General features: G+C 65.1%; 21 protein-coding genes. 4 read left to right on the forward strand and 17 right to left on the reverse strand.

What is annotated here, in order from left to right:
- The first annotated feature begins 96 nt into the window (after positions 1-96).
- Complete coding sequence (locus IOD16_RS18255) at positions 97-633, forward strand: hypothetical protein (protein WP_201441001.1); 537 nt, start codon at positions 97-99, stop codon at positions 631-633.
- A gap of 26 nt (positions 634-659) precedes the next feature.
- On the opposite strand, the gene IOD16_RS18260 is transcribed toward IOD16_RS18255, so the two are convergent.
- The 10 genes from IOD16_RS18260 to IOD16_RS18305 all read right to left on the reverse strand — a co-directional run bounded on the left by IOD16_RS18260 (position 660) and on the right by IOD16_RS18305 (position 14460).
- The gene (locus IOD16_RS18260) at positions 660-1136 is read right to left on the reverse strand and encodes a hypothetical protein (RefSeq protein WP_201441002.1); all 477 of its coding nucleotides are present in this window, start codon (positions 1134-1136) and stop codon (positions 660-662) included.
- Positions 1133-3952 carry an ATP-binding protein gene (locus tag IOD16_RS18265; protein WP_201441003.1) on the reverse strand — a complete coding sequence of 940 codons (2820 nt, stop codon included), beginning with the start codon at positions 3950-3952 and terminating at the stop codon, positions 1133-1135. The genes IOD16_RS18260 and IOD16_RS18265 overlap by 4 nt, the downstream gene beginning before the upstream one ends.
- Entirely contained in the window at positions 3945-5846 is a 1902-nt protein-coding gene (locus IOD16_RS18270) for a hypothetical protein (RefSeq protein WP_201441004.1), read from the reverse strand. The genes IOD16_RS18265 and IOD16_RS18270 overlap by 8 nt, the downstream gene beginning before the upstream one ends.
- 389 nt (positions 5847-6235) lie before the next feature.
- Positions 6236-8542 (reverse strand): hypothetical protein, encoded by a 2307-nt coding sequence (locus IOD16_RS18275; protein WP_201441005.1) that lies wholly within the window; start codon positions 8540-8542, stop codon positions 6236-6238.
- A gap of 312 nt (positions 8543-8854) precedes the next feature.
- The gene (locus IOD16_RS18280) at positions 8855-10774 is read right to left on the reverse strand and encodes a recombinase family protein (RefSeq protein WP_201441006.1); all 1920 of its coding nucleotides are present in this window, start codon (positions 10772-10774) and stop codon (positions 8855-8857) included.
- Positions 10775-10912: 138 nt separating this feature from the next.
- Positions 10913-13006, reverse strand: coding sequence for an FtsK/SpoIIIE domain-containing protein (locus IOD16_RS18285; RefSeq protein WP_201441007.1), 2094 nt, complete (start codon positions 13004-13006; stop codon positions 10913-10915).
- Positions 13003-13614, reverse strand: coding sequence for a hypothetical protein (locus tag IOD16_RS18290; protein WP_201441008.1), 612 nt, complete (start codon positions 13612-13614; stop codon positions 13003-13005). The genes IOD16_RS18285 and IOD16_RS18290 overlap by 4 nt, the downstream gene beginning before the upstream one ends.
- Positions 13611-13943 (reverse strand): hypothetical protein, encoded by a 333-nt coding sequence (locus IOD16_RS18295; protein ID WP_201441009.1) that lies wholly within the window; start codon positions 13941-13943, stop codon positions 13611-13613. Before IOD16_RS18295 ends, IOD16_RS18290 begins: the two co-directional genes overlap by 4 nt.
- A complete protein-coding gene (locus tag IOD16_RS18300) occupies positions 13940-14269 on the reverse strand; it encodes a WhiB family transcriptional regulator (protein ID WP_201441010.1) in 330 nt (109 codons plus the stop codon). Before IOD16_RS18300 ends, IOD16_RS18295 begins: the two co-directional genes overlap by 4 nt.
- On the reverse strand, positions 14266-14460 hold the full coding sequence (locus IOD16_RS18305; protein ID WP_201441011.1) for a helix-turn-helix domain-containing protein: 195 nt from the start codon (positions 14458-14460) through the stop codon (positions 14266-14268). The genes IOD16_RS18300 and IOD16_RS18305 overlap by 4 nt, the downstream gene beginning before the upstream one ends.
- A 167-nt stretch (positions 14461-14627) precedes the next feature.
- Between IOD16_RS18305 and IOD16_RS18310 the strand changes: the two genes are divergently transcribed.
- From IOD16_RS18310 to IOD16_RS18320, 3 genes are all read left to right on the forward strand, one after another.
- Positions 14628-15011, forward strand: a complete 384-nt coding sequence (locus tag IOD16_RS18310) for a helix-turn-helix domain-containing protein (protein WP_201441012.1) — start codon at positions 14628-14630, stop codon at positions 15009-15011.
- Between the two features lie 136 nt (positions 15012-15147).
- Positions 15148-16719 carry a transcriptional regulator gene (locus IOD16_RS18315; RefSeq protein ID WP_201441013.1) on the forward strand — a complete coding sequence of 524 codons (1572 nt, stop codon included), beginning with the start codon at positions 15148-15150 and terminating at the stop codon, positions 16717-16719.
- The gene (locus IOD16_RS18320) at positions 16716-17066 is read left to right on the forward strand and encodes a hypothetical protein (protein WP_053714951.1); all 351 of its coding nucleotides are present in this window, start codon (positions 16716-16718) and stop codon (positions 17064-17066) included. Before IOD16_RS18315 ends, IOD16_RS18320 begins: the two co-directional genes overlap by 4 nt.
- Here IOD16_RS18320 and IOD16_RS18325 read toward each other — a convergent pair.
- The 7 genes from IOD16_RS18325 to IOD16_RS18355 form a co-directional block, all read right to left on the reverse strand.
- A complete protein-coding gene (locus tag IOD16_RS18325; RefSeq protein ID WP_236595078.1) occupies positions 17055-18629 on the reverse strand; it encodes a transcriptional regulator in 1575 nt (524 codons plus the stop codon). The genes IOD16_RS18320 and IOD16_RS18325 overlap by 12 nt on opposite strands.
- Before the next feature lie 311 nt (positions 18630-18940).
- Complete coding sequence (locus IOD16_RS18330; RefSeq protein WP_201441014.1) at positions 18941-19498, reverse strand: hypothetical protein; 558 nt, start codon at positions 19496-19498, stop codon at positions 18941-18943.
- The gene (locus tag IOD16_RS18335) at positions 19488-19823 is read right to left on the reverse strand and encodes a hypothetical protein (protein WP_201441015.1); all 336 of its coding nucleotides are present in this window, start codon (positions 19821-19823) and stop codon (positions 19488-19490) included. The genes IOD16_RS18330 and IOD16_RS18335 overlap by 11 nt, the downstream gene beginning before the upstream one ends.
- On the reverse strand, positions 19801-20094 hold the full coding sequence (locus IOD16_RS18340; RefSeq protein WP_201441016.1) for a hypothetical protein: 294 nt from the start codon (positions 20092-20094) through the stop codon (positions 19801-19803). Before IOD16_RS18340 ends, IOD16_RS18335 begins: the two co-directional genes overlap by 23 nt.
- Positions 20095-20268: 174 nt before the next feature.
- Entirely contained in the window at positions 20269-21441 is a 1173-nt protein-coding gene (locus IOD16_RS18345; protein ID WP_201441017.1) for a protein kinase family protein, read from the reverse strand.
- A gap of 127 nt (positions 21442-21568) precedes the next feature.
- Positions 21569-22381, reverse strand: a complete 813-nt coding sequence (locus IOD16_RS18350; RefSeq protein ID WP_201441018.1) for a hypothetical protein — start codon at positions 22379-22381, stop codon at positions 21569-21571.
- Positions 22382-22852: 471 nt separating this feature from the next.
- A complete protein-coding gene (locus tag IOD16_RS18355; RefSeq protein WP_201441019.1) occupies positions 22853-24367 on the reverse strand; it encodes a recombinase family protein in 1515 nt (504 codons plus the stop codon).
- Between the last annotated feature and the right edge of the window lie 69 nt (positions 24368-24436).

Raw genomic sequence — 24436 nt, forward strand, 5'->3', positions numbered from 1 at the left:
CGAACCGGAACCGGTCCATGTACTTGGCCACCGCCGCCTTGACCAGGGGCGGTCGAGTCCTGCGAAGGCGTGCATCGCCTTGGCCATGCGGTTGGCGTGCTCGATGTCGTCGAGCCGGCCCTTCAGGTCGATCGCCAAGTGCGCGTGCTTGGCGGTGAAGTCGACGATGCTGGCCCTTGCCCTGGTGCGCTGTATCTGGTTACCGCGTTGACCGGCCTGCTCACCAAGCCGCCGGTGCACGGCGCCAAGCTGGTGGAGCATTTCGACAACCACATCTGCGACCCGAACTTCGTCGCCACCTCCGAGTTCATCCAGGCCACCTACTTCACCCCGCGAACCCCCAGGTCGGGCCGTTTCCGGGTCAACCGCCCTAAAGCAATTTTAACTCGATTGGCCGGAGATGTCCATCAGCTCAATGAGCGCGCTTTTTCTATCGCCCAGAGTGTAAAAGCGACTGAAACTTCCTCGACGTTCGGATTGACACTCACCACAGCGTCTTCCCAGGTGCCATCATGCGGCGTTGCGATAGCCAGGATCGAGTCATTTCCGTACCTGTCCTGGTCGCGAAATTCAACCACATGTTCAACCGCATCGTCGATACTGATGATCTGGATAGCCCGACCATTGAACTGATCCATGGGCATTGTTGCCACTCCTCGTCATTCGTCCAAGAAACCGGAGAACGTGCTATCCGGTCGGAATCTAGCATTACGGCCACCTTCGGTCCACACGTCGATCGTAGGGCCTCTGATCCCGTCAGTACGCCCCCAGCCGCGGACGTCTTTCCGTGTGGGATCGATCAAGATGCTTTCCAGGACCTCCCTGCCCAGGGTGTTCCAAGCCGACGGATTCTCAGTACCATCAGGTCGTGGCCACTGGCCGACGTTTTCCTTCCGAAAGAAGTGTTTCTGAAGCGCGTGACCGGCTCGTTCGTATTCCTGTCGTTTGTCTTTGGGGTGTAGTTCTTGAGAACTCGTCCGCGCCACCTCGTCGTCCAGAAGTTTCTGGTGTTCGGTGACCTCGGCATCGATCAACTGCTCAGCCGGGACCGCGACACCGGAGTCGCTCTTCCCCACCGAATTGGGCATGTCCGATTCGGTGATGTCGGCAGCACTACGCTTGGCGTCAGCGCTCATACGGTCACCGGGTCGTCGCCTGCGAACACGGCCAGCGCCCAGTCAGTCTTCATAGTAAGGAAGCGGCTGGCCTCGGCTAGGCGGACCCGACGATTGACAGCGCGGCTCAGGCGGCTTGCCGCGTCGTGCACGGTATCGCCGCCTGTGATGACGCTGTGGTCGGGGTACCAGGAGTCAGGGTGGGCGCGCAGGGCCGTCAGTTGATCGCCGATGGTGTCGCCGAACAGGTGCAAGCCGCGGGCCGCCCAGGCGGCGGAGTCCCGGTGCGGCTGGCCAGCTGCCGGTGCCGTTTTGAGCGCGAGCATCACGTCCACCCAGCGAAACGTACCAGCCTGCCAATCGACCTCGGAGCCATCACACGGCTGGCTTGTACCGTCGAGTTGGCCCAGTGCCGCAGCGGCCAGGTGCTCGGTGAGTGCTTCCGGCTGGTAGTGGAGAAAGAGACCGTGGTAGCGGTGGGCGGTCGCGGTATGGAGGCGGTGCGCAATGGCGCATTCCAGGGTTCGGCGGTCGGCGCTATTAAGCAACTGGTCCAGCCACGTCCGGTCCGGAAGAGGGCTGGGCCGGCCGACCAGGTGGGCGGTCGTGAGCAGTTCCAGCCACAGGGTCAGGCGGGGGTCGTCGGCGAAGTTGATCGCCCGGTTCATCTCACGCAGCACGCAGGCCCTGGTGTGGCATTGCTGACCGCACGCCGTGCTGCGGCGCCGGAGGATGGCGGGCGGTGAGCTGAGGGTCTCCGCTTCGCGCTCCTGGCCCAGTGGCACGGCGATGCGGATCGGGCGGTCCATGCCGTCGGCGAAGGCCACGGCCCGGCCCGGGGGCAGGGACACGACGTGACGAGACTGGGCTTCGTCCAGGTTGACGGTGGCACCGAGGGTTTCCCGGTCATCGGCTGCCGGGAGGCGGTGGATGATCTTGAGGGCGGTATTCTTCACCACATCCGGGACGATCTTCGTCGGGATCTGCTCGGCAATCACGATGCCTTCGCCATAAGCGCGGATCTCGGCTAGGAGGGCGGTGAACAGTTCTACAGCGTGTGCCGCCGGGCTGCCCGGCAGGACATTCTTGAGTAGGCGGTGTGCTTCCTCAATCACGGTGACGTGACGCAGTTCCGCGGACGAGGCGCGGTTGGTCCGCAGGTATTCGTGCAGCCGGATCAGGATGGCTCCGATGAAGAACGCTTTGTCCAGGTCGTTGCCCACGTCCTCGATCTCCAGGACGGTATTGCGGCGCAGCACGTCGGCGATGTCCAGGGGATGGCCGCCCTCAAAGAAGCGGCCCGTGGTTCCCAGGCGCAGGGAACCCAGCCGGACGTCGATGAAGCCGCGAACGTTGTCGGTGATCTCCTTGCCGTAACCGATGCTGGCGACTACGTCCATCGCGGTGCGCTGGAGGTCGCCCAGGTCCGGGTACTTGGGGGTCACGCCGCGTAGCCTCGGCTCTCCGACTACCGGGTCCCAGCCGAGGTCCGTATAGCAGCGGGTCAGGGCATGGCTGATGACTTGGGGAAAGGGCTCTTCCGCCTCGAAGGCGGCCAGGAACAGGGCGCGGACCAGGTCGATGTGGGTCTGAATGGGGAAGCCCTCGGCGGGCTCCAATGGATTAAGGCCTACCGGCAGGGCGTCCGGAGCGCCGGGCCTGATGACCATGACGTCGCCGACGCGGCCGGCCATTCGTCGGTACTCGGCTTTCGCGGGCTCGATGACCAGCCACGGCACGTCGGCGCCGTGGAGCTGGTCCAGCAGGTGTCGCACGGTCTGGGACTTGCCGGCACCCGTCGCGCCCGCCACAAATGTGTGGCGGTTGAGGGTTTGGAGGGTCACAGTGAAAGGGCCGACGGGCTGGTCGGCGTCGTCCAGGATGTCGCCCAACAGCAGCGTCCCCTCGGTTTCGGGGGTCAGGTCGAAGTCGGCGCGCTCAACTAGGCGGACGCCGGCCAGTTCCCGTTTCGGTGGCCTGGCCAGCGCAGCCAGCAGTTCGCTGTTCGCCTGGAACGGGTAGCTGTGCCCGTCCGGTGTGGTGACCGTCGCAGCCAGCGCTTCGGCGAACGTCCCCGGCTGGCTCGGGGCGAGGGTGAACGGCTGGTCGTCCAGGTCGGATGATCCGCACAGCAGAGCTGCTGCGCGCTGGGCCCCCGCGGGCGTGGTGCCCGCCACCAGCACTCGTACCTGCCACATGCCGGTGGTTCGGGCGCGAGAGAGGTCCCGGTAGCGGCCGGAGGCGCGGTGCAGTGCGATCCGGCCAGCCTCGTCACGTTCACGCAGGCGCAATTGCGGTATCCGAAGGGCAAGCTCGGCGATCTCCCGGTCGATGTGGTCGCCGGCCAGTGGTTCGGCGATGGTTAGCCAGACGAACGAGTCGCCGAGGTGCGCCACGTAGTCGTCGAACCCGCCGCGGCTCTGCTGGCGATGGCTGTCGTCCGGTGCCCATAGCGCGTCAGGCTGGCCGGTACAGACGACCCACGCCGGGTAGTCGGCCCAGGACGCGAGCACCTCCTCGGTGGCCACGACTTCCGCCCGGCTGCCCGGCGGGTACAGCACCGGAACGGTCTCGCCGACCGCGCCGCCGGGGAAACCGGGGTGGCCGCCGAACAGCACCCGCAGGTGAGGCTCGCCGGGTAAGCGCTGCCACGCCGTGACCAGCAGGCAGGGTCGCTCCGACGCCGCGGCGGTGAACTGGGCGTACGCGCCGGTCAGCGCAGCGAACAGCTGTGCGGGGACCGGATCGGGACGGTCCGGTTCGACCGGTCGGCGTGGTGTGCTGCGCAGCCGGTAGAACGCAGTCGCGCCGAGCAGGTCGGCGATCGGCTCACCCATCACGCCGGCGCGGGTCGATGGCGACCCGGGGCAGCAGGGTGATGCCGGGATTGCAGTCGCCGAGCACTACGTGTCGGCCGTCCGGACTGATCTCCACCAGTACGAACGCGGTGTCGGGCAGTTCCTGAAACTTGGTCGGCTCGACCGTGAACTCGTAGACGCGCGACGTGGTCGTAGTGATGCCCTCGTTGACCGCGGTCGAATAATTGGCGGTGTAACTCCACGAGTTCGTGCGGGACGTGGCGGTGCCGAACGACTCGCCCTTGCTGCCCGCCTTCCAGTCCCAGACACGGGCGGACCTCGGCTTGTTGAGGTGCGTGCCCTGGTTCTCCGACGTACTGGTTTGGGTGCCTTTCGTCTCGCTGGTGCCCTCGGTCACGCTGCTGCCGACCTGTTCGGCGACCTGGGTTTCCACGAACGAGTGGCCGCGTCCGACGAACTTGGCTGCTGCTTCTGCCTCGTCCGCGTTGCCCATCCGCATCAGGATCGTCGCGCTGCCCGTACCGAGCAGTTGGGTGAGCTCGCCGCGCAGGTGTTCGAGCAGCAGCACCAGTCGCACGCCCGCCCGGCGGGCCTGCTTGGACAGCGCTTCCAGGCTGTCCAAGCCCATGTGGTCGGCATTGGCGACGAATACCACGTCCTGGCCACCGCGCCGCGGGTTGGTGCGCAGCGCATGCAGGATCCGCTGGAACAGCACCCGGTCGAGGAAGTCCTTGCGGTCCGGGTGCGGCCCTTCGCTGGTCAGCACGGTCAGGCCGGGTACCGACCAGGTGAGCGGGTCGACCGGGTCCGCAGGAAGCGTGGCGTCGGGCGGTGCGTCGGCATCGAGCAGTTCGGTCAGGTAAGTCAGCGTAAGCAGCGCGTTGGCGACCCGCTCGGTGGAGCCGATCAGGTCGATCCGGCTAGTGAGCCGGCCCGCTTCGGCGACGTCCAGCAGGTCTGCGGTCCTGCCCTCGTAGCCATGGCCACGCACGATCCGGAGGGCGGCGGCTAAGCGGGCGAACGTGATGGGCGCGTTCAGGCACTCGACGATCGTCTTGAGCACGTCAGTGTCCACGATCCGCAGGTCCGTCGCGTCGGGCGAGGTTCGCATGGTGGCCACCGCGCCCGCGACCACCTGGGCCACCTCCGCCGGAGTGAGGCCTTGCAGCAGCGTGCCCTCGCCGGGGTCGCGGGCAAGTATCAGGTCGGACGTCGGGACGCCCGCCGCCCTGGAAAGCTCCACGAGTCCGTTGGCGACCCGTTCCTCGCTGAAGTCGACAACCATCACACTGCCGCCCGCGCGCAGCACGGAGCCGCCGACCGTAGTGATCAGGCTCGCCCAGCCATCGCCGTTACCACCGAACACGTCCACCCGCGTGGTGCCCGTCGACGGTCGCAGCGGGAACCACTGCTCGGCCTGTTCACGGCGGCGCTGCTCGTCGTCACGCAAGGCACGTCGCCGCTGCCACTCGCGGTCCGCGTACTCGTATCGGTCGTACGCGTAGTCGCGCTGCCGACGTGCCTCGTCCAGCAGCGAGTTCGGCGCGATGAGCTGCCGCACCGCGACCACCGACATGCCCACCACCAGCAGGCCGGACGCGAGTACGCCGTTGACGATCACCGTGCCCAGGCTGGGCAACACCCACACCCCGGCCGCCGCGGCGCCGACACCGGTCGCCATCCACGGCAGCTCACGCAGCTTGCGACGGCGTTCAGCCAACACGACCAACAGTTCCGCCGGTTCTTCCCAGCTCGGATGAGGCTCGTCCGGCTCGTCGGCGGGCACGGGTGGGGGAACGTACTCCCAGCCCCAGCGCTCCACCGGGGCAAACACGGCACGCGCCAGCTCCGCCGAGCCCAGAACCGGGCCGTCCGCATCATCCGGATCATCAGCCAGGTGCGGTGCGGCCATCGTCTAACCCTCCAGCTCGTGGACCTGCCCTTACAGTAGAGGCCTGCACCGACAAATCCAGACAAGATCCGGACTCGGCAGATGCGTCGGGAAGTAACCACCCATTCGTAGTACGCCACAGCGCACTTTTGCGGCCAGTCACTGCCCCGTGAACCCAAAGCGAGGGTTGATCGGCATCCTGGCTCGGCGTGGTGCGGAAGCCGTAGTTTCCGAGGTTCTACGGATTCAACCAAGTAGTCGTCTCAGCACTGTTGGCGGGTTGTTCGACCGACCGTCCTGCCTGCGGACGCCGCCCTGGCGGCACAAGATGAAGTTCGCGCCGGCTGGGGCGGCAACCTTCGGTCAGAGACCTCCCACTGTGCGACGAGGAGTTCGACGACCCGTCGATGCTACGTACCCATGAATGCCTCCGTCGCCAAGACCGCCGACTGCTTGACCAAAGGGCTCTCGCCGTCCGGTTCGAGTACCGGATCACCGGTCTCCGACAAGCGCGGTGGCATCTGCGTGCGATTGGCACGTTGACGTCGGTGCGCATCGCGCGTGAAGGCGACTGCTTCGATCTCCTCCGCAGCCCGGCGCAGCACCGCGGCGGCGTCGAAGCGCGCGAACCACTCTTCCACCTGGTGACGCAGCCAGGGCAGAATCACCTCCAGTTCGAGTGCCCTGGACTCGGCGTGGTCGCGACGCCCCGCCGCTTGTCCGCTGCCGACCAGGTGGACGCCGAGCTGCCTGTTGGCCTGCGACACCGCCCACTCCGGCACCGGCGCGGGCCGCCGCATGTCGAGAGCCTTGTTCAAGGTGGTCTCGGCAGAGACCGCCAGCACCCGGGTCGTGGTGGGCCAGGCGGCCAAGGACTCGACCACCGCTGCTTGATCGTTGCCGCAGTTGCGCAGCAACGCGGTCGTGATCAGCTCACCGAGTCGGCGCTGAACGTATTCCGGGTTCTCGACCTCAGGGTGTTGAAGGGAGGAAGTCCACCGGATGACGATCCCGCCCTCACCGCCCTCACCGTCCTCCAGTGTCAACGGTTCGCCAGAGGCATCCTCGTACACGAACTCGACCACCAGCCGATCGAGGCAGCAAGCACGCAGTACTGCTGTCGTCTCGTCGCGTAGCTGCAGCGTCACCCGGCACGCCGTCCCGACCATGTCGAACGCGAACGCCACCAGATGCGATGGCATCGACCCCCGCAGCACCTCGGCGAACAGCGGCCCGTGCCACGGATCTGCGCGATCGAGCAGACCCAACGCCCACGCGGTCCTGTCCGCGCACACGAAGCTGACCGGGTCGGCCTCCGACATGACGACCGCCAACTGGTTGACCGGCGGCAGGCCGAGCCGGTGCAACGCCCACTCCAGCGGAGCCCGCCGCCCCGCCAGCTCCCACTCCTCCTTACCGACCTGGTGCGGGGCGACCATGATGCCGGTGGGCGGCAGACCGGCTCGATGCAGAGCCTGGCCGTTGGCCCGCCACGTCTGCCAGGTGTTCACCGGCTCCCAACCGAACATCTGCACATCCGTGTTGGTGACCACCTGCTCGTGGAAAAACGCCCACAGCTCGTCCGAACGCTCACACGTCTTGACGATCCACGCCAGGTCCTCCAAAGAAATCATCGCGACCGGCTCGGTCACCCCGATGAACGAGGTGCCGATCAGCGCGGTCACCACCACCCACACGATCTCCACATCCTCCGGCAGGGTCAGCGGCCCGGCATCGGTGGGTATGGAGACACCCGGTGTGATCGCGGTCTTGCGGACAGCACCCCCAGGTCCAATCTGCGCCGCGACCGCAAGAGCCAGGACGTGGCGTCGCCCGTAGAAGATGAGCATCACCGGCCCCGCAGGTCCCTGGAACACGTCAGCGGGCGGAAGATCGTGCAGCGAGTGCAGCAACTTGCCGACCTCACCCCGCGCGATCCGCAGCCACTCCTGCTGCGACCGCAACGACCGCGCCGCAGCCCGGGCAGCCAACTGCGCGATGCCAGACTCCCACCCCTCGGTCACGTACAGGAGCGGAAGCGCATACCGCGCACCACCAGGGCCGGACACTGCAACAGCCGTACCGAAGCACGCGGTCATCATCCGCAGGTCGACCTCCAGCCGACCCAGCGGGATCGTGCCCCACTCCAGCGCCTTGCGGTGTTCCTCCGTCGCCTCCGGTCCCAGCGCAGTCCACAGCAGAACTCCCTCAGCGGCCCGCATTTCCTCGGTGCCAACCACCGGGAGGTCCCCAACCTCCGGTTCGCCGGCCACAGGCCACGCAGGCGCCAGGATCTCAACCACCCGCTCGATGTGCATCAGGCACACCTCGACCCAGTCACCCACACCGAACCCCACCATGCGCCTCAAAGCCGGGTCCACAGCCTGGGCGACCAGCTCCGCCGTCCGCAGCGACGCCAACGGACGCTCCAACATCCCCGGATACAACCGGTACGGCCGGCCACGGAAGACCCCCACGGCGGGCACTCGCGGATCCCAAGGAACCGCGTCCTCCAACGACGCCGCGGGCCCGGCCAACGCCACCAGCGACTCCATCAGCTCACGCATACCACCCACCGCCCGCACCGCAGGACGCCGCTGCACCGCCAGCCTCACCGCATACGACAGAGTCAAATGCCGGTGCATCCCCAACGGCGAGGACGCGATCGCGTGTACGGCAGCCAACGGATCACCGAAACCGGACAAGGCGGCCAGCACCGCACGCTCATGCTTCCGACGCTGACGAAGCCGCTCCTGCTCACCCGACTTCGCCTTGCTCCTCCGGCCGCCCATGACGCCCTCCGGCCCGCGATCCCACCCGCAGACGAAGCCAGTCCACGGTTCCGGGCACCGTACGCCACCCCACCGACAATGTGGACAGTCAGCGGATCACAAAACGTAACGAGATCGCACCGAAGGCGGTTGCAAATCCGTAGAACAAATGTCTTTAGGTCGTCCGAAGTCAATCAATCGCATTTTGCGACCTGGGCTCCCGGCCGACCAAGGAGCACTCTCTCGACCGAACGACAACTACCGAGTGTGACCGTAAAGGTCTCTGCCGATTTCACTGGACGAAAGTTCGAGTGGGAAATTCCCCACTCTTGCGACGACACCCCGAACCCCTGCTAAGCTGGACTTATGAGCCACTCCCCTTCGAGGCGAGTGGGAAATTCCCCACAGATGCGTGTTCGGGCAAACCTCTCGGACACGCGCACTATTCACACGGCCCACGGGTTTGATGATCACATCAGCCTCGTGGGCCGTGTGCGTGTAGCGAACTTGCAGGTCAACGGCCCTGTAGAGGCTCGCCACGCTCTCTATCTCAGCATCGGCCAACGCCTCGCCGACGTTACCCAGTGAGTCGATCATCGCGTGCACCTCGGCGGCGCTGAGCGCGTCCGGTGCCGGTGTTCCCTCCAGTTCCGCCCGCGCGGCAGCCCGTACCGCTTGCGCCTCGTTCATCGGCTCGACCAGTGCCAGCGGGTCAATTCCGGCTTTGATGGCCTCTTGGAACCGGCCCAACTGAGCCTCCGCTTTCGCGAGCCGTGCTTTGGCCACCTCCCTCCCGTTCGTCGCACCGTTCGCTCCCTGCGACTCCACCAGAGCCGCAACGGTCCGGTCCCTGTTCTCCGGTGCGAACAATCGCCCGAGCCACCCGTTCACCGCTTCCTGAAGAACGTCTTCACGGAGGTAGACCGTGGGCGGATGAGTGGCCAGCGCAGGTGATCCGGGCGCGAGCGTCCGTGCCGGACACCGGTAGTACACGCCGCGCGCCCGTGGGCTGGCTTCCATCTTCCGGCCGCACGCCGTGCAACGGACGATGCCCCGGAATAGGTACGGCCGTTTCGTGGGCCGCTCGGCGCGCTCGGTCTTACGAGCCGTCTTCAACCCGCCGGCGGACTTCGACTTGCGTAGCAGGTGCGCCTGCGTGAACTCCTCGACACTCACGATCGCCGGATGAGCAGGCTTGCGGGACCGCACGATCCGATCGGCGCTCGCTCGCCGGAAGCGGATCACGTAGCCGGCCGCCACGTCGTCAGGGTCGAGCAGCATCTCCTGCCGCGCCCACCGCCCGAAGAACGCGAACCCCGTGTACCTCGGGTTGTCCAGGATCGCCCGGACCGTGCTGCCCTGCCAGCCATCGGCCAACCGGTGCCGGTTCTGGTCCGGCCGCCGAGCAGACGGGCACGGAATCCCGTCACGGTTGAGGCCCGTTGCAATCGCCCGGTCACCTCGACCGCTCACGTACTCGGCGAAGATCCGCCGCACCACCTCCGCCGACTGCTCGTCAATGGCCAGCACCCGCAACCGGTAGCCCTCACTCGCCTTCCGCGGGTTCGGGTGCGGACCACCGTCCACCACGACATAGCCGTACGGCGCACGTCCGCCCTGGTGCCGCCCCTCGTTCACGACCTGAGCATCCATCGCCGCTCGGACGCGTGCCTGCACGTGTTGCCGCTCGGACTCGCTCATCCCGCCGAGCACGCTCATCAGCATCTTGTGCGAGGGGTTCCGGGCGTCGAACTTCCCGCCCAGTTCCGGCACCCACAGATCGACGCCGTACGCGGCGAACTTCGGCGCGATCAGCGAGAACTGGTTGCCGAACCAACACCGCGTGCCCTCACCAACCACCACGGCGTTCCACCCGCGATACGGGTCCTTCAACGCCGCCAGCAGCCGAGCCGCTTCCTCTCGACGCTCCCACGGCACGGACCGTGACTGCCCCACGTCGAAGAACTCCTCAGCGACGACACCACCGAGCGGTTCCACGAACTTCCGCGCGTTGCCGAACTGCCAGCCGCGCGACGTCTCGGGATCTTGGTTGTCCTCCGTCGAGCACCGCCCGTAGACCGCTACCGGCCCGATACCGTCCTCGATCGCTTCGACCACCTCGACGCCCAGCAACTCGTCCAGCGTCGCCCACGGGTCTCGGCTGATTTCAACAGTCACTGCCACCCCCTTCCGGAGGTCCGTCCAAGACCTCCACCTCGGTCAGTTCGACCAGTATGGCAAGCAGTATGCGGCTGACAGCAGGCTTCAGCACAGGAAGTTCATCCGGCAGGCGCACCGTGACAAGCTGGTCCGCGGTCATGCCTGATCACCGGCCCGTGAGCCGATTTCATCAGCCGCCACCCGCTCGACAGCCGCCCGGATGTCCGCCGTCAGATAGCCACGAACACGCCGTGAGGTCTCCCCGTCCAGCACGTACTGCCGTAGCGGCTTGCACCCCAGCTCGCTCATCTCACGAGCAAACGTGACCGCCTCGACCTCCAGCGCCTCTACCAGCTCCGACGTGGGCACGAACTCGCGTTCGTCCAGTTCCTCGCCGAGATAGTCCACGACCGCCGCCAACGGCTCCTGCAGGTCCACGACCCACCCGTCAGCCGTCCCGCTCACGATCGCCTTGACGATCGACGTCGAGTCGATCGGAGGTGTCGCATCGTCGCCTACGGCGTGACCGGCGAGCGTGCCCGCCGCCTCCCGAAGCGCACGACCACGCGCACAGATCACCCGCCACTCGGCGTTCGGCATGTAGTACGTCCGCACGGTCATGGCGATCATGTCCGCCCCGGCGTCCGTCTCGCCGTCCGGCCGCAGGATGCCGACACCCTTGTGACTCGGAAGCAACGTCGAAGCGTCATACCCACGTGTGTTCATCTGCTCGCCGAGCACGATGTTCGAGTCACGCCAGTCCATCACCCGCAACGCGAACCGCGAGCCGAGCACCGCCCGCAGCCGAGACGGGATGGTGTTCGAGTCCGGCCGCTGAGTGGCCAGGATGACCACCACACCGGCCGCCGGTCCCTTCCGTACGAGGTAGGTCAACAGGTCAGCGATGTACGCGCCGAGAGTGGTCTTCTTGCCGCCAACCTGTTCACGGGTCGGGTTCTCCAGGAACACCTGCACCTCATCGATCACCACTCCGGTGATGGGCATCCCGAGGTCCGCGTCCCGTGAGATAGCCGGCGTGATCTTTGACTCCGGACACACCTCATCGTCCAAAGTGGCCATTCGCGCATACCGGGCTTGCACCTCCGCCACCAACTCCACGAGGTGATCCCGCACGGCGTATGCGTGCTCAAGCTCATCTCCGCACACGTACCGGTACGCGATCTGCTCGGCAGCCTCCCAGTCCTTGCCGCCCTTGCCGTCGAACACGTACAGCCGCGCGTACGCATCCAGCACCAGCCCTGCCGTAGCCAACCGAGTGGCGAACGTCTTGCCCTGCCTAGGAATCGCACCAACGAGCAACGACGTCCACACCAACGGAAGGTCAACGCGCCGGTTCCGCGCATCCCGCCCGAACGGCACCGGCCGCCACGCGTCCCACCGCTCCACATCGAGCAACGGCGTGCGCAACGGCGGACCCGCGTACGGGTCTTCGTCAGCGACCCACAGAGCCACCCGCCCCGCGTGCCCACCGCGCCCACGGACCCGCTCCACGATGAGCTGTACCTCGTCCACCGCCAGCGCCGACGCCAGCGCGTCCCGGTGCTTGATGACGTCGGCAGCCTTCCGCGTGGCCGGAAGATCGACCGTGACCGCCCAGCCCTCCCCAACACGCGCCGCGCGTTCGACCAACCGCAAGGTCTCGTCCTTGCCGATCAGCTTCGCGTCCCGGAACGCGTCGACCAGGAGCTGCGAGTCCATCGTCCAAGCCAGCGTGCGCGCTCCGCCCAACACCGCCTTACGTCCCGGCGAGCCGTCCTTCCGACGCCCCACGATCGCCAGCGCCACCGACGCCAACCCGGCCGCACTCCACAGGACAATCCCGCCGTAGAGCACGTACAGCACGAGCAGCGCCGCCGAGACAACTCCCAACACGACACCGGTCACCTTCCACCGGAACAGCGTCAAGGCGCGAATCTCCACGAACTTATCCGCCAACTTCTCGGACTGCTCCGCAGCCTCCCGATAGTCCCTCACCCGAACCCAGCGCCGCCACGCGCGAGCCGCTACCACTGCTCCCCTGCCGACTCCGCTGACGAACCGGTTTGGCAGACGCACGAACCATCCGAGTAAATCTTTCAACCAACACTGAAGCAATTGTGGTGACTTTAACTTCGGCGGTACAACACCGGCTCGCCGCCAGCCGCTCCCCAACCGCCGAACCAACGTCTTCGGTTCACCGACCAACTCGCCATCGAGCACCGGTTCCGTGGGCACCAGGTCGCCGTTCATGAACGGCCCCCGTCCTCGACGAGCGCCGCCGCGAGTCTTGACGACAGCCCACGCGAGCATCCGGTGACCTCCCGGACCCACGCCGGCGTCACCTTCACGTCCGGCGTCCGCGCTGCCCGAGCCACGGCGAGATAGTCCGCGAACGACGTCCGCGGAGCCGAGGGCGCCGGTGCCGGCGGAGCGCTCGGCGCGGCGTTCACGGCCCCACCGAGCTTGTCCCGCAGCTCCGTGACCGCCTCGGCAGCCACGAACACGACCAATGGCGGCACCGAGTGCAAGACTACGAGCGCCGCCGATCCGGCCACGAACGCGCTCCAGGTGTTCATGACGTACGTGGCAGCGAGCGTGAACCACTTCGCCGCCCGCACCCATCCGCCCATCCGGACGCCGTACCGGGCGGTGACCTGCTCGGCCCGCAGGATCGCCAGCAGCACCAGCGACACCATCGGGTCGAGCAGCCACGCCGCGCACCACGCCAGCGACCAGACCGGCGCACCGGCCGCCGCGAACTGCTGGACGTTGGTCATCGTGAACGCCAGCCCGAGCAAGATCCCCGTCCAGCAGAGCCGGTCCACCTGCCGCGCCACCCGGTCCACCGGCTCACTCATCGCCGCTCACCTCGACGACGAGTCGGCTCGTACGTCGTCACGGTCAGCGCCCGCGTCAACGTGTAGGACGCGAACAGCGCAGGCACGACGAGCACCGCCAGGAGCAGCCACCCGTCACCGCGTTGGGTGATCACCACCCACTGAACGATCACGACCAGCGCCGCGTTCACCAGCACCCGGCCAGCCAGCGACACCAGCCGAGCACTCGTCCGTGCCGCGTTCGCGGCGGCTTTCGCCCGCCGAGCACCAGTCCGCCAAACGAGCAGCAGCACCAGGACCACGCCGAGACCGGCGAGCAGTTGCGTCGGAGTGAGGCTGAGAGCGTTCATGAACTCGGCCCCCTCTCGACCCGTTCACCGCGTCGCAGCCAGTGCGGGTGCAGTTCGCGCCGGTCGTCGGCAGCCATCCCGCCCCACACGCCGACCGGCTCCGCACCGGCCGTGCGCAACGACAGTTCCAAGCACTCGTCCCGCACCGGGCAGCCCGCGCACATCCGCGCGACCAACTCCCGATCGGTCATCTCCTCGTCAACCCACGGCGGCAGGTCTGGGAACGCCTCCATGCACAGCCCTTCGCGTTCCACGACCAGGGCCAGCACCGCACTCGGCACCCACCGAAGCCGGTCCAGCGCCCAAGCGATCTCGACCAGGTTCACGGCGTGCCCCCCAGACGGGGCGAGCCGAGCAGCCGCACCAGCACGTTCACCGGGATGACGAGCCGGCCGCGTCGCCGCACGACCGGCAACCTGCCGAGCCGGACCGCGCGGTGAACCGTGTCCGCCTCGACGCCGAGCACCCAAGCGGCCTGACGAACGGTGTAACCGGAAGAAGGTAGAGAAGTACGCATCAAGAAAGCCCTTCGGTTAATCGAGCTAACGATTTCAGCTCTAAATTGATGATTTCAGCGCAACGGAAGGCGCGTTTGATCGCACCCGGCGCGAAATGCGCCGTGTCACGTCACGGAACAGCGGGAAACGGCTAATCTCAGCGCTGAGGCGGAGCGCGGAGGAATACGTGTCGGAGGATTGGGCGGCAGTCGCCAAGGCCATCAACCAGCGCGTGAACGAGCTGGGTTGGCGTCAACGCGAGCTTGCGGAACGCTCGCACGTCTCGCAGGCGATCGTCCGCGAGATCCAGCACCACACAGTCGAGCGCCGCCGCAGCCCGAGGACGCTGGAGTCCCTGTCGACCGCCCTCGGCTGGCACCCGCAACACCTCGAATCGGTGCTGCACGGTCGAAAGCCGCCGGAGGCGGACGAGCCGGTCACCGACCCCGCCGACAGTCTCTGGTCCCGTTTGGACGGTTTCGAGCAGCGGCTCAACGACATCACCGACCGCCTCGACGACCTCAAGTCGGACCTCTCGACCGTGATCGAACACGTCCGCGACCGCCGCTAGCGCGCTGCATTTCCGCTGGTGGAGCGAGCTGTTTTCCATGGCTCAATTCCACTGCGGAAGCGCCTTCGACCCCATGCATCACCGATGCACGTCCACTGCACAACCAGTGCACATCGCTCCGGGGGATAGCGAGAAGATGAGCCTGCACGAGGGCTGGACCGGCCGAACCGCCAGCGCACTCCAGGTAGCCATGCGCCTCACCAACGAGGCGTTCGCCGAGCACCTGGGAATCGCCGTCCGCACGGTCGCCGGCTGGCACCAGAAACCGGACCTCAAGCCGAAGTCCGAGATGCAACAGCTCCTCGACACCGCCCACGACCAGGCGGACCCAGGGGCCAAGGTCAGGTTCGCCGCCCTGATCGCCGAGCCGAAGCTCGACCTCCCGGACGGCTCGGCGGCCGACGCCGAGCTACGCCTCAGCTCTGACCCGAACATCGTCGCGGCGCTCGACTGGCTCGACCAGCACGCGGGCTGGGAGCCGGGGACGGCACGACGCGACGTCGCCGCCCGCCTCGTCCGCCTGGACGTCCGCGCGCTACAAGACCGGGGTGTCCGCCGAGGTCGGGTGAACCAACGCGACACAGCACGTGCGCTCGCCGGCTACTACGGCACAACCACCACCGGCCACGGCCGCTACGCCGCCCGCTTCGGCTCCACCACCCGCGCATCCACGACCGTGTTCACACACCCGGACTGGCTCGACGTCGACTGCCCGCTCATCCCGGCCCACGACCGGCTCAAGCTGTCGACCGTCACCCCGAACGATCACCAGACGATGGACGAGGCGAGCGCCGGACACGCGGCACAGCGGCTCGCCGAAGCGCTGGCGCTCGGCAACCGCATGTTCAACATGCCGCTGTACCGACTGCTCGACGTCGGCGTGGGGAAACACGTGCTCGCCGGCTCCATAGGCGTGACGAACTTCGTGGGGTATGTGGTGACGATGGACCTGCTCGAAGGCGAGTTGGTCGACGCGCTCACCACCGACCAACCGATCAGGCCCGGTGCCCTCCCCCTCCGCGACGCCTACCTACCCGACCTGCCCTCGGTCCTCGACGTCTCCGGCCGCATGTGCGCGGGCGGCACTCTCGCCCTGACTGCGATCGCACGACCAGCTGACCCGTTCCGCGGCGAGGCCGACTATCTCCTGCTGGTCCAGGAACGCTCAGGCCACGTCATCAACGCCGCACGCCGCCTGGCGGTGATCCCCAAGGGCTTCCACCAGCCGTTGACCGACTACCGGGCCGACGCCCAGATCGGCGCGACGCTCCGCCGCGAGATGGAAGAGGAGCTGTTCGGCCGCGACGACATCGACAACACGATCGGAGACCAGCGCCACGCCGACCCGATGCACCCGACCCGCCTGTCCGAGCCGATGCGCTGGCTGCTCGCCGAGCCGGGTCGTCTGCGGATGGAGTGCACCGGGTTCGGCCTGAACCTCGTCAGCGGCAACTTCGAGTTCGCCAGCCTGATCGTCATCGAAGACGAACAGTTCTGGACGAAGTTCGGCGGACAGGTCCGTGCGAACTGGGAAGCAGCGAACCTCCGTCAGTTCTCCAGCTTCGACACCGAAGGTCTTGAAGAACTGGTCAACGATGTAGCGTGGAGCAACGAAGGACTGTTTGCGCTCCTCCAAGGGCTCCGCCGCCTACAGCAAATCGGCGGAAACCGCGTGAACCTGCCAACGATCGAATGGGAGACAGAGTGACCGCCAACTGGCAAGCCGGAAACGCCAACGAAGACGGCGCGGTGACCCGCGGCTGGCTGGTAGGCCACTTCATCGACCCTTCCGAGGGCGTCCGGTCGCAGAAGGACGTCGAGGTCAAGTGGTTCAACCACCCCGCAGGTGACAAACGTGTCGAGTGGACCTCTGACGACCAGCGAACGACTCTGGTTCTCTTGGTACAGGGCAACTTCCGCGTCGACACCACCGAGGGCAACACCACGATGACTCGGCCCGGCGACTACGTGATGTGGGGTGCCGGCGTCGACCACTCGTGGGAAGCGCTCGAAGACTCGACCGTCCTCACGGTCCGCTGGCCGTCACAGACCTGACACCTCGATCGCTGGCAGCTTCACCCGCCGACCACCGATCCCCGCCAGCCGCCGAAGTCCTTGGAGCAACGCGAACAGCCCTTCGTTGCTCCAAGACTCGTGCGTCACCAAATCGGTGACCAATTCGTCGTCAAGGCTCGAATACAACCGCAAGCCGGACGCCTCCCAGTTGGCTTCAACCGCTCCGCCGAAGCGCGTCCAGAATTCCTCGTCCTCAATAACCACAAGACTGGCAAACTCGTAATTCCCGCTCACCAGGTTGAACCCGAACCCGGTGCATTCCATCCGCATCCTGCTCGGATCTTCGCGCAGCCACCTCATCGGCGCAGACCACCGCCCAGGGTGCATCGGCGCAGCCGCGCGGCCCTCCCCCGCCGTGGTGTCCACCTCGTCGCGGCCGAACAGCTCCTCCTCCAACTCTCGGAGCAGCGTGGCGCTGACCCGAGCGTCTGCACGCACATCGGTCAACGGCTGGTGGAAGCCCTTCGGTACAACGGCCAACCGCCCGGACGTGTTGAGCACATGCCCAGACCGCTCCTGCACCAGCAGCACGTAGTCCGGCGCCCCACGGTACGGATCACGCGGACGAGCGATGGCACACAGCGCCAGCACACCGCCTGCGCACACGCGTCCCGGTAGGTCGAGCACGGCATCGAGATTCGGCAAGAACTCGTCCCGTAGCGGCAGCGCACCCGTCCCAGCACCAGACACCACCGCCTCGACCAGCTCGCCTTCGAGCAGGTCCGCCGTCAAGGCGTACTCGGCGAAGTCCACCAGCCCCACCGTGCCCTCGATGGCCGAACCGACGTCCACACGCAGCAGCCGGTAGAGCGGCAGGTTCATGACCCGCACGTCCAGCGCGGCCCACTCAGCGAGCCGGTCCACAGCCGCTTCCGCCGCCACTTCACTCAGGGCAGCGCGCGGACCATCACGGCGGCCGGCGAGCACCAGGCGGTCGTTCTCCGCCGTCAACGAAGCGGGCTGATCAAGCCACTCGGGACGAGCAAGGATGCTGGTCCTGACGTCTTCGCCACCACAACGCACGCGGTACATGCCGTGCCCAGCGACCCCACGCCGGTAGTACGCGCGGAGCGCACGAACGATCTCCTCCCGACTCACCCTCGCGCGCCGATACCGCCGGTCGACCAGCGCGCCCGCTTCGAACGTGGAGAGCTTGGCGTGAACCTTCGCTCGGCTCTCCCCTGGTGCCCGCCCGGCCCGCTCGTCCAACCAATCGGCCATATCAGCCAAGTCGGTGTTCGCACGCGCGTCCAACCTGCCGACGTCGTTCCCCGCGGACCCAGCAGCCGAAGGTTCCGCCAACAGCTCGTGGATGCTGGTCCGGAAGATCTTCTCCAACAGCCGAGCAGTCACCGGCCGGACCGGACCGAGCGGTTGACCTGACGACCTCCGCCCCGCAGCGAGCCTGTGGAGGTGACGCAAGCTGATCGTGCCGGGTTCTCCAGCCTCCCGCGCGAAGACCTCGACGTACTCGGCGAACTCCTCCAGCGTCTGCTGTCGGTCCCAAATCTTCTGCTCAAGCACCGTCCGCGCCGTCCGCATGACCACCTCCTATCGGCTGATTCTGCGCTGACAAGCCGTTGATTTCAGTGTGTCACGACGCAGCAGTCACCCGTCCCGAGGCCCGTCCCACCCAACCAACCCGTCCCGACCGACGGGACACCAAGCGCATCAGCACTGACCAGCGAAAACACGCCGTAGTGACGTTTGGGACGGGACACATCAACCCGTCCCAGACACGCGAAACGGCCGTGTGCGACGCCATCCGAATGGATGGTTCGCACACGGCCGTCCCGTCCCACAGGTGCCGGGGGAGGCGTCCGGCACCCCATGCCCAACCGTCGAAGGTGCGGTCAACGACGGTTGGAAGTCTCCAGCGCCAACAGCCGCGCCAGCTCCGGCCCGCTCATCAGGCCGTCACACTCGACCGGCGACACCAGCCACCGCGTCTCGTATCCCTCGACCACAGCCGGCGGTAGCGGCAACAACCCATCCGCGGGGAAGACCAGCTTCTCGTCCAACCCTCCGGACGACGACACGACGAACACTGCCGACTCGATCATCACGCCGAACATCGGGATCGGCAGCATCACCACCGGCGTCGGCGCACTTCTGAACGCCTCGAACTCGATCACCAGCCGAGCTCGCTCCGGCTCCACGACGATCGCGGTCATCAGCGTCCCGAGGACAGCCAACGTCGACCGCGTGACGCCCTCCTCCAACACCGGCCACAGTCGCCGAACCTCCTCCGGGTCCAGCGTCGCCAACACCGGAGACGACAGGGCAAGCGCTTCGGAGTCGGCGTTCGTCACGGGATCGACGTAGGTGTCATCGATCCACAACGCACCCGGAACCACCGACCATCCACGCTCGACGCACTCCAGCGCGGTCTCCAGCCCGTTACTCCCCACCTTCGCCCCCAACCCAGAAGATCTGGGGAATCGCACGCCCACCGGCCCGGTAGAAGATCAACGCGTTCTCCGCCGACTGCAAACCCATACGCGTCCCGCCATGAACGCTGACCACCTCCACACCGGTCTTGGTGGTCATCCCCCACGCCACGATCTGCAAGTCCTCCGGAGGCCCGAACGTCTCCTGGACCACCGCGAACACCCGCGGAGCCTGGTCGTTCACCAACTCCTGCACGTCGCCGACGATCTTCGGATCATCGAACAGCGAAACAGGCGTCTCGCCACCCTCTGCCTGGTCCCCGTCACTCTCCAGCGTCAAGGTCATGACTGCCTTCCCTCTGCTCCTCACGGATCAGACGCACCTCATCCCGCGCCCAAACCGCCGCCTGTGCGTTCTCCTGGCACTGCCGCACGTACCGCCTACCGACAGCGACGAGGTAGAGCAGAGGCATCACGAGCCACACCAGGAACAGCACGACGCCGCCGAGATCACTCGCCAACTCACTCCACACCACGAACATCACCGCCTCAGACGATCCGCTGAACACAGGTTGACCGGCGGTCCAGTCGGAAGGAATGACCTCTGCCTGCCCCACAAAGACATGGGAGGTCAAGCACGACTAAAAGCAGCTTGTAACTTCACGACCATAAAGGACCGTGATGGCAATCAACAACTTGATTTATGCCCTTGGCGACCAAGACACGCTTGCCGATCGCGATTGACAGTTGGCACGATTACCGCAAGATCCACGCAGCCTACAGTCAACCAACTACGCAGAAGTCGTCTCATCGTCCATCGGCAATGTTTCGACATCAGCGATTATATCGACCACCGATGAATATCGAGCATCTCGGCGAATGCTTGTACACCGATCCACAATTTCTCCAATCCGACCAGTGCAAACACCCAGCCGCTCACGCCCCGAGAAGATGAAAGAAAGTACCGAACCTATCGCATATATCTCGGCAAGTGTGTCGAAGTCCTTAAAGTGATCGAGCGTTGGATCGATGATCGTCCCCTTCATTGACGACCCCGTTGCCGTTAGGCCCGACCCGATCTCTTTGTGTAGCCCAAAATCAGACAGCTTGACCATAACGGCAGGAAATTCGTATTGCTTAACCAGAATATTGCGTCGACTAATATCTCGATGAAGAATACCTTTGAAGTGGAGGTAGTTAACGCCATACAGGAATTGCAGCGCAATCCTTTTGCGGACCCCAAAGCTCAAACGGGCATTGTGTCTCGATATAAACGAAGCCAAGGTGGCATCGCAGTACTCCATAGTATACGAGTTGTTGAGGTCGTCGTAGGCATACGCCTGCACTATGTACGGAAAACTAAGATTTCTAAGCAAATCATACTCAGCTCGAAACCGCTTCAAATCCTTCGGCAGAAGTCCCTTCCTAGCACGTTTAACCGCAATATAGACACCCCGCTCCTCGTCGAGGTACTTGTGTACGATTGCATAAGACCCCTCACCTACAAGTTGAAGGGGATACTGCCGTTGCGACGGTTTTGGACGAACCACTTCGTCCACGGAGGCGAAAACCTGGTCGTAGCGCTCGACGGCAATCGGTCCAAAGTCGTCGGGAATAGAACTGCCGCCAGACCGCGTCAGGAACTTCTTACAGCGATCAAGCGCGAGTTGGTAGACGGGCGAAATCCAGAATTCTACGCCAACTCTACGCAGAGTGGCCTGCACCTCCTCCAATTCAACGATGAGGTCGAGGAGTTGCCTGCTTTCATCAGCGTTATAATGTCCGTTCACGCGCTTCTTTTGGTTCATAAAATCTAGCAAGTAGTTAAGGCGTTGATGGAAGGATGCGAACACTGGAGCAAGATTGGAGTCCGTTGTCGAATACAGACGGAGAAACGCCGGGTCGGCCGGTGTGGCGCCGTAACGGTCATGCAAGTCGCTCAACACAAGATCTTCACGTACCACGATCCAGCCACCTTCCCGAATATCCGAAGTGAGAGACAGTCAACTGCGACACGTTAACAACTATAGACGAAGAGCCCCGATGTAACGATCCGACACAGAGCGCACTGATATCCACTAAGTGCGATACTTACGACGACCCTGCAGAACGTTTGATAGCCGTTGACACCAAAAGAGAATACCCCATATAGAAGTGACTCAATTGGATTACGACTTCTATAAATTGAACAGTGCGCCATTTGATGAGGAATTCATCCTTCATCAAGGCCTGCATCTCTTCGGCGTTTCGCGCCCAGTGGATCAAATCTCCGTACTGAAAAAGAGACAAAATTTCCTGCGGCTTCACGTCTTCCCCTGGAACGGGAAGCGACGATGCACCCCCCATACGTTCAATGACCTTTCGATCGGCCATTGCTGTCAAAAGCGATGCACTGAGAAGGCCATGAGCACGATTCCATCGCTGTTGCCACTCAATTCGCTCATCGCGACGGCTGTCAGCTTGAAAATTTACTCGCCTACCGATAATCTTTCGCGTTTTATTGTAACTTGCGGGTTCCTCTGTGCTTGCGAGTTGTCGGAAGAGCACAACTGTCCCCCGCAGAGCTTCTTTACTCGGCAGATCCGCACTTACCTGCTCGACTCCGTCCTTAAAAGAGACACGGATACCTCCTTTACTGCTCAACACAGTGGACTCTGACAACTCGTAACATGTATCAACATAGCGTTCAAGCACCCGAAGCTCATCAGGCGTAAAACCCTCAAGGGGAGGAAATTTATTCGGATCGGGCAAGTCAAATACAAAACGAATTAGTTGCCACCAATACCGGTAGCCGTCGGGATTCGTACTTCTCGATGCGTAGGGAGGAGCAAAACTCAAGGGCTGAGGAAGGGCAAGGCTCCGCCACTCACGAGCTTCTATCTGGACGTGTTCATCTTGAGGCATGGACAGATTGTCGCACATGCCCCCCTCGATGCCAGTGGAGACACGCCGCACCCTACCGAAGGGGGAATATTGGTGAAATATACGGCACGCTCGATACTTCCTATCAATTCAAAGCTAACTAATTCAGCAAGTAATAGAGCTCTCGACCATAAGCTCACTAGAGCAACAAAGAGGCGACTTTCCGAAAGTAGCGAACGCCAATTACCATAGAAATCGAAGAAAGGCCTGCACTGCTCACCTTTACGCGATTCGCCACCATATCCGAATACTCAGCCTAAAGATAGGTTAGTCGAGCTTGCATCCATACGGACGTAAAAGAAGATACAAAAATCCCGCCTCGCTCGCAAATGTAGCTAACGCGAGCGGGGCAGGAATACGCTTAAATCATGCGATATCAACAAGATTGAGGCGTGTGAATAGTGCGCAAGTCCGGCCTCGGACACATAATTTGCCCCGCGAGATATCTCCAGGTCAGCTGGGAGTCTCGTGGGGCATTGTGTTTCCCGACCCTGCTTCGACCCTACCTGATGGTCGCTGCTCGTAGGATGTCTGCCGATGCGAGGGCAAGAGCAGCGGGCGGCGTCCGGCTCGTCCCACGACCTGTCGACCGCGGTCACCGCCGTGCTGGCCCGGCAGCCGGTACTCAGCTCCCCCGGCTCGGGATGCGTTCCGCGAACGGGTGGTGCCGAGGGCGACGTGGAACGCGGTCTGCCGGCGCCGACCCTGGGGCGCTGCCGGGCCGATCCGTCGCCGGAGAGGCTGGCGTGTGGGGCGGGTTCTGTGAGCCGGTGCATCGATCTGACCCCTTGGCGCATCGGGCTGATCCGCTTCCGAGGCCGGCGCGCAGCTCACGGTCAGCAGGAGTTGTTCGCCTGCCTTTCCAGGGTGTTCGGTCCCAGGGCTGCTATGGACTGGCTGCGGTGCCAGGCGCCTGCGTGGTGCGCGCGCTGGCCCGGTGCTGCCGCGGTCGAGCAGGGCGACCCCGGCGGTGTCGCAGCGGAAGACGAGTCCGAGCTCGTCGACCAGCCGTGCGGTGTGCTCCGGGCCGGGGTTGTCGGCGATGCCCACGGCGGTGAGGTGTGCGGCGATGCGGCTGAGCAGGTGATCCTCGCGCAGGTAGAGGTTGCCCGGTGCGCCCTCCGGTCGGGTACGAGACCAACCCGCATCGACCCAACGTCGGTCGCGTTCCGCGTCCGCGCTCGATGGGGTGGGCACGGCCTGCTCGTTGAGGTGGCGGGCAATGCCCGCAGCACTGTGCCCGGCCAGACGTAAGGTGAAGATCAGCTTCACGACGAGCGCGGTGGCCGGGTTCGGCACGAGTCGCTGCTGCCGCACACCGCGACGCGCCAACGCCCGATTCGGGTGCGGGCTGGCGTCGACGAGCCGGTAGCCGTAGGGCGGCCTGCCGCCGAGGTAACGTCCCTGTTCGACGGTCTGCATGCGCATGGCGGTGACGACCCGGTGGCGGGAACGCAGCACCTCTGTGAGCGAGCGCTTCGCCAGCAATGTCAGCAGCGCTTCGTGCGCGGGGTTACCGAAGTCCACCGGCCCCTCCGCCTCGGGCAGCCACAGCTGCACCCCGTACCGCTCCAGCACCGCCCGCAGCTCCCGCACCTGACTGGTGTCGAGAAAGGCGCGCTCGTACTCGCCGACCACCACCGCGTCGACCCGGGCCGCGTTCGTGGCGATGTAGCGCAACATCGCCGCAGCCCGAGGCCGCAGATGCCACGGCACCTGACGGGAACACCCGACCTCGACGTACTCCCCCACGATTCTGCCGTGCCCGCCGGTGAGCCGGCGGGAGACATCCAGCTGCCACGCCCGAGAGGTGCGCGGGTCCTGGTGCTCATGGGTGGAAGCCCGGCCGTAGAACAGAAACCGCAGACTGCCGACAGGAGTCGCATCCATGGTCGGGATGCCCGGCGGGACCGTGGCGGCGATCCACTCGGCAAGCGTGGTCGGACGGGACAGGGCGGACACCGACATGGCGCGGTCCTCGACATCGGAACGGGGGTTGGACGCCGGGGTGACGAGGCGTCTTCGCCATGATGACAA

It is taken from the genome of Saccharothrix sp. 6-C (assembly GCF_016695385.1).
In the GTDB taxonomy this organism is placed as follows: Bacteria; Actinomycetota; Actinomycetes; order Mycobacteriales; family Pseudonocardiaceae; genus Actinosynnema; species Actinosynnema texasense.

Excerpts from the sequence above, each read along its gene's own strand:
- IOD16_RS18270 (WP_201441004.1), bottom strand. The coding sequence starts at position 5,846 with ATGGCCGCACCGCACCTGGCTGATGATCCGGATGATGCGGACGGCCCG.
- IOD16_RS18260 (WP_201441002.1), bottom strand. The coding sequence starts at position 1,136 with ATGAGCGCTGACGCCAAGCGTAGTGCTGCCGACATCACCGAATCGGAC.
- IOD16_RS18355 (WP_201441019.1), bottom strand. The coding sequence starts at position 24,367 with ATGTCGGTGTCCGCCCTGTCCCGTCCGACCACGCTTGCCGAGTGGATC.
- IOD16_RS18290 (WP_201441008.1), bottom strand. The coding sequence starts at position 13,614 with ATGAGTGAGCCGGTGGACCGGGTGGCGCGGCAGGTGGACCGGCTCTGC.
- IOD16_RS18350 (WP_201441018.1), bottom strand. The coding sequence starts at position 22,381 with ATGCCTCAAGATGAACACGTCCAGATAGAAGCTCGTGAGTGGCGGAGC.
- IOD16_RS18295 (WP_201441009.1), bottom strand. The coding sequence starts at position 13,943 with ATGAACGCTCTCAGCCTCACTCCGACGCAACTGCTCGCCGGTCTCGGC.
- IOD16_RS18265 (WP_201441003.1), bottom strand. The coding sequence starts at position 3,952 with ATGGGTGAGCCGATCGCCGACCTGCTCGGCGCGACTGCGTTCTACCGG.
- IOD16_RS18335 (WP_201441015.1), bottom strand. The coding sequence starts at position 19,823 with ATGACCTTGACGCTGGAGAGTGACGGGGACCAGGCAGAGGGTGGCGAG.
- IOD16_RS18325 (WP_236595078.1), bottom strand. The coding sequence starts at position 18,629 with ATGCGGACGGCGCGGACGGTGCTTGAGCAGAAGATTTGGGACCGACAG.
- IOD16_RS18315 (WP_201441013.1), top strand. The coding sequence starts at position 15,148 with ATGAGCCTGCACGAGGGCTGGACCGGCCGAACCGCCAGCGCACTCCAG.
- IOD16_RS18285 (WP_201441007.1), bottom strand. The coding sequence starts at position 13,006 with ATGAACGGCGACCTGGTGCCCACGGAACCGGTGCTCGATGGCGAGTTG.
- IOD16_RS18305 (WP_201441011.1), bottom strand. The coding sequence starts at position 14,460 with ATGCGTACTTCTCTACCTTCTTCCGGTTACACCGTTCGTCAGGCCGCT.